Origin of the sequence: Sphaerospermopsis kisseleviana CS-549, assembly GCF_028329225.1 — a bacterium.
Lineage (GTDB): Bacteria > Cyanobacteriota > Cyanobacteriia > Cyanobacteriales > Nostocaceae > Sphaerospermopsis > Sphaerospermopsis kisseleviana.
In genome coordinates, this window is record NZ_JAQMTI010000284.1 from 1 (window position 1) to 5675 (window position 5675).

Here is a 5675-nt window from a genome sequence, read left to right on the forward strand (position 1 = left end):
GGACTGGGGACTGGTGACTGGGGACTGGGGACTGGTGACTGGGGACTGGTGACTGGGGAAAAATATTTCCCTTCTGCCTTCTGACTCCTGACTCCTAATCTAAAATCTAAAATCTAAAATCTAAAATCTAAAATCAAACTATGTGGGTTATTTTGAGTGGAATTGAAGGTAATTTAGCAGCTTATGAAGCTGTGATGGCTGATATTAAGCGTCAACGTTATGTAGATGCTTTATATATTTTGGGTGATTTAGTTGGACCAACTAAAGAATCTGAACAACTGGTAGAAAGGGTAAAATCTCCCCGTCGTGGTGAGTTAGAACCAATGATTTGTAAAGGTTGGTGGGAAGAACAATGTTTAAATTTACATGGTTTAGGACCCTCTGGGGATAGTCCTGAGTTATTAGCAAAATATGGGGGTGATGCAGTCAAGATGTTATGGGACTGTGTTTCTCGTTCAACTGTACAATGGTTGAGAAGTTTGGATTTTGGTTTTTTTGAATTAGATTGTTTATTAATTCATGGTTCATCTCTTGGTGTGAGTGATGAACTGACTCCAGAAACTCCCCCGGTTCAAATGTTAGATAGACTCTCAAGAATGCAAGCAAATAATTTGTTTTGTGGTCGTTCTGGTTTAACTTTTCAATATCAGTTACAAGGGGGTTCTGTTATGAGTGAAATTACCACTCTTGACAGTAAAATTTCTCCGCAAACGGTAACAGTTTCCCCCCGTCAAGTGATTGGTGTGGGAAATGTGGGACGTATTCCTGGTCAAGCAACTTATACTATTTATCATCCTGGTTCTCATAAAGTGGAATTTAAAACTGTTTATTATGGGAATAAAAAAGGATTTCAAAATTAATCTAGTGCATTTTATCTGAGTTGAGTTACACACGGTTAGGGAGGATTTACTTCCAAAAGATAAAAGATGTAAATTCATTCCGCTTCCAGTTTTCCACCTGTTTGCTAACTGCTAAATGCTGACAATTAAATCAACATCCCTGCAATACCAGCAGTAATAAAACCTGAAAGTAATCCCCCAATCATAGATTTAACACCCATCCGCGCTAAATCATGTTGACGCTTAGGAGCCATACCAGTCATACTACCAATAGTAATCCCAATTGTGCCAATATTAGCAAAATTACATAAAGCATAAGTAGCAATAATTATAGAACGTTGGGAAATTTGCTCTTGCTTAATCAGTTCACTTAAATCTAAATATGCCAAAAATTCATTTAAAATCGTCTTTTTTCCCAATAAAGCCCCGATTTTACCACAATCAGCCCAAGGTATACCCATCAACCAAGCAACGGGAAACATAATAAAAGATAACATCCATTCTAAGGATAATTGCGGTAAACCTACAAGCGTTCCCAACCATCCTAACAAGGCATTTACAGCAGCCAGTAAACCCAAAAAGGCAATAATCATTACACCCACATTCACCGCTAACTTAACACCATCAAGCGCCCCAGTGGTTGCTGCGTCAATGACATTGACAGAATTACTCTTTGTTTCCACATTGACTTTACCAGCAGTTTCCGATACTTCTGTTTCTGGATAGATTAACTTTGATACCATTAAAGAAGTAGGAGCAGTCATAAAAAAAGCAGCTACTAAATGTTCTGCGGGAATACCGAAAGAAAGATAAGCACCTAATACGCCACCGGCGATAGTCGCAAAACCACCAGTCATCACCGCAAATAGTTCTGATTGAGTCATGTTTGCTACATAAGGCTTAACCATTAACGCCGCTTCTGTCGGACCTAAAAAGATATTACCAGCGCAGGATAAAGATTCAGAACCCGATGTTTTCATGGTTTTCATCATTACCCAGGCCAAGGTACTGACTACCCTCTGTAAAATACCATAGTGATATAAAACACCAATGAATGAAGAGAAAAAGATGATCGTTGGTAAAACTTGAAAAGCAAAAAAATGATCTTTGAAATTTTCACCAAAGACAAATTTAGCACCGACATCAGAAAAAGCTAAGAAATTACCGATAATATCCCCCAAAGATTTAAAGACTTTTAAACCCCAAGAAGTTTTAAGAATTACCAATGCTAAAATAAATTCTAAACCCAAACCCCAAGCAATTGTTCGCCAACGCACAGCATGACGGTTAACAGAAATTGCATAGGATATACCAATAAATACTAAAATACCAAGTGCCGAAATAACCCTTTCCATGTTGATTCCTAAATAACATTCATAAAAATAGTAATCTTTTTAACGCTTTAAAACTCAATATAAGAAAATCTTGTGTTATGAGACTATTTGCGCTATTATGAGAATGATTCTTATTGCTGCTAGGCTGTAAAAATAAATCACAAGTAAATTATTAAACATTACAAAAAATAGTACAAATATAACTAAGTATTAATTATGTCCTTAAAAACAAAGATACAGGGTGAGTTTGAGCAGATTTGGGAGGGGATGTTGTCAGATTATGTAACAGCGATCGCCTGGTCATCCCAAGGTAAAATTCTGGCAGCGAGTTCAGCAGCAGGAGAAGTAGTTTTATACCATAGTCCAGAACAGCAATTAGTTAAATATTTAGTCAAATATTTAGTCAAATATTTACAAACCTCTGACGGAGAATCTATAAATAGCCTGGTTTTTTCCACAGATGGACAATTTTTAGCCGCAGGTGGACAAAATGGACAAGTAAAAATTTGGCGTTTACAGTCAGAGGAAGCAGAACTAATCACAGTTCTAGAAAATAACCGTACCTGGGTAGACCGCATGGACTGGAGTCCCACCAAAAATCAACTAGCTTTTAGCTGTGGTCGCTATGTCCAGGTATGGAACGCAGACACAGGTAACATAGAAACCACCCTGAATTTTGATACCTCCTCTGTCCAAGATATTACTTGGCATCCCAATGGTGAAAGTTTAGCCATTGCGGGTTATCAGAGTGTGAAATTTTGGATGTCCGCAAATTGGGATGATGACCCTTCTGTTATACCAGTAGATTCAACCAGTTTGGTGATACTGTGGTCAACAGATGGTAAATATATTGCTTCTGGGAATATGGATCGCTCGATCACGGTTTTGGAGTGGAATGACCCAAATCCTTGGGTAATGCGTGGTTTTCCTGGTAAAGTTCGCAATTTAGCATGGTCAGATACACCGACAAAATCAGGCGCACCTTTATTAGCTGCTTCCAGTGTAGAAGGGATAGTAATCTGGGAAAAAAATGCTGATAACTGGGATAGTAGAGTATTACCCAGACATGAAGGTAATATCCTATCAATTCAATTTCAACCCAATACCCATTTATTAGCTTCTGCTTCTGAAGATGGTAGCGTTTGTTTGTGGAATCAAAGTAAACGATTGCTACAAGTTCTTTATGGTGCTAACAACGGATTTTCCTGCCTTTCTTGGCATCCTCATGAATCTAAATTAGCATCTGGAGGTAAGAACGGTGAATTAATTATTTGGTCACCAGGCAGCAGGGGTCAAGGTTTCGGTAGGCGATAATCAGGGACATTGACAATCCCCTGCCTAAAGGCCTACGGTGTACACACAAGTGGTATCTGCAAGGGTTTCAGGCGTTATAGACCCCTGAAATTGTCATTACGAGCGCAAGTAATCACATAATCCTGTGGTTTTTGCGATCGCTTCGTTGTTCCTCCTCTGTGGGAGACTCAAATAAATCTCAAATTACGCTTCAACTCTTGTCATCAATTTATTCAACTTTGAAAAATATTAATGCGGATGGCGAGACTCGAACTCGCAAGGCAAAGCCACACGCACCTCAAGCGTGCGCGTATACCAATTCCGCCACATCCGCACGGTTGCCTAGAAAACCACTATAGCATAAAAAATCAATAATGAAAGATATTTTCCAAAATTTTTTCCAAATGTTTTAATCAGGGAATGGGTAATTGGTAATGGGTAATTAGCCCGGATTTCTCAGCAAAATCGTCAAACCCTTATAAAATATGGATTCTGGGTTTTTACACTGCGTCAAAAATCAACCCGGTGAAAAATGCCAGAAACCGTTTCCCTATAAGGATTATATAGATTGTGATCGCATTGTTTGTGAGAAATGCGGGATTAGGTGATTCATATTCCCAGTCACCAATCACCTATCACCAATCACCTATCACCAGTCACCTATCACCAGTCACCTGATAAATTTATGAGAATTTACAGTAATGCGACAGCTTTATTTGAATGAGATGGGAGAAAATGTCAATCTACTGGTACTAATATCACAGCTAGAAAATGAAGTTTGACAAAATTTTAATTGCTAATCGGGGAGAAATAGCTCTTCGCATTCTCCGCGCTTGTGAAGAAATGGGAATTTCTACAGTTGCTATTCACTCTACTGTTGACCGAAATGCTTTGCACGTACAACTAGCTGATGAAGCGGTTTGTATTGGCGAACCAGCAAGCGGTAAAAGTTATCTGAATATTCCCAATATTATTGCGGCTGCGTTAACACGCGGTGCTACTGCGATTCATCCTGGTTATGGGTTTTTGGCGGAAAATGCCAGATTTGCGGAAATTTGTGCAGATCATCAAATTGCCTTTATTGGACCCACTCCCGAAGCAATTCGCTTAATGGGGGATAAGTCTACTGCTAAAGAAACCATGCAAAAAGCCGGAGTTCCCACAGTACCCGGAAGTGATGGGTTAGTAGAGACAGAAGCCGAAGGATTAGCGATCGCCAAAGAAATCGGCTACCCTGTCATGATTAAAGCCACCGCTGGCGGTGGAGGTCGGGGAATGCGGCTTGTCCGTTCCCAAGATGAATTTGTCAAACTTTTCCATGCAGCCCAAGGAGAAGCAGGAGCAGCTTTTGGTAATGCTGGCGTTTATATAGAAAAATTTATCGAGCGTCCGCGCCATATAGAATTTCAAATATTAGCGGATAACTACGGTAATGTAATTCATTTAGGTGAAAGAGACTGTTCAATTCAACGCCGTAACCAAAAGTTGTTAGAAGAAGCCCCCAGTCCCGCCCTTGACCAAGAACTGCGGGAAAAAATGGGACAAGCAGCCGTCAGAGCCGCCCAGTTTATCAACTACACTGGTGCAGGAACTATAGAATTTCTCCTCGATAAATCTGGTCATTTCTACTTCATGGAAATGAACACCCGTATCCAAGTTGAGCATCCAGTCACAGAAATGGTAACGGGTGTAGACCTGCTAGTAGAACAAATTCGCATTGCCCAAGGTGAAAGACTCAAATTAACCCAAGACCAGGTAATTTTAAGGGGTCATGCCATAGAATGCCGTATCAACGCCGAAGATCCAGATCATGATTTTCGTCCAGCACCCGGTAAAATTAGCGGTTATCTCCCACCAGGAGGACCAGGGGTAAGAATTGATTCCCATGTATACACAGATTACCAAATTCCCCCTTATTACGACTCTCTCATCGGTAAGTTAATAGTTTGGGGACCCGACCGCGCTACAGCAGTCAACCGTATGAAACGGGCATTAAGAGAGTGTGCCATCACCGGACTACCTACAACTATCCCCTTTCATCAAAAAATCATGGAAAACCCGCAATTTTTACAAGGTCAAGTTTATACCAGCTTTATCCAGGATATGAAATTACAGTGATTAGGGAACAGGGAACAGGGAACAGGGAATAGGGAATAGGGAATAGGGAATAGGGAATAGGGAATAGGGAATAGGAAAATGCAAAAGTTAC

The 5675-nt window shown here is 40.1% G+C and carries 4 protein-coding genes and 1 tRNA gene; 3 read left to right on the forward strand and 2 right to left on the reverse strand.

Translation table 11 applies throughout. The features are described from left to right. The first annotated feature begins 140 nt into the window (after positions 1-140). On the forward strand, positions 141-860 hold the full coding sequence (locus PN497_RS22595) for a metallophosphatase (RefSeq protein ID WP_096568208.1): 720 nt from the start codon (positions 141-143) through the stop codon (positions 858-860). Between the two features lie 125 nt (positions 861-985). Here the strand turns inward: PN497_RS22595 and PN497_RS22600 are convergent, their stop codons facing one another. Further along, positions 986-2194 carry a NupC/NupG family nucleoside CNT transporter gene (locus PN497_RS22600; protein ID WP_096568210.1) on the reverse strand — a complete coding sequence of 403 codons (1209 nt, stop codon included), beginning with the start codon at positions 2192-2194 and terminating at the stop codon, positions 986-988. Positions 2195-2389: 195 nt separating this feature from the next. On the opposite strand from PN497_RS22600, the gene PN497_RS22605 reads away from it, so the two are divergent. After that, positions 2390-3487, forward strand: a complete 1098-nt coding sequence (locus PN497_RS22605; protein ID WP_190348325.1) for a WD40 repeat domain-containing protein — start codon at positions 2390-2392, stop codon at positions 3485-3487. Between the two features lie 232 nt (positions 3488-3719). On the opposite strand, the gene PN497_RS22610 is transcribed toward PN497_RS22605, so the two are convergent. Next, positions 3720-3800 (reverse strand) — tRNA-Leu (locus PN497_RS22610). Positions 3801-4237: 437 nt separating this feature from the next. Here PN497_RS22610 and accC point away from each other — a divergent pair. Further along, positions 4238-5584 carry an acetyl-CoA carboxylase biotin carboxylase subunit gene (gene accC / locus PN497_RS22615; protein WP_096568214.1) on the forward strand — a complete coding sequence of 449 codons (1347 nt, stop codon included), beginning with the start codon at positions 4238-4240 and terminating at the stop codon, positions 5582-5584. The last annotated feature ends 91 nt before the right edge of the window (positions 5585-5675 follow it).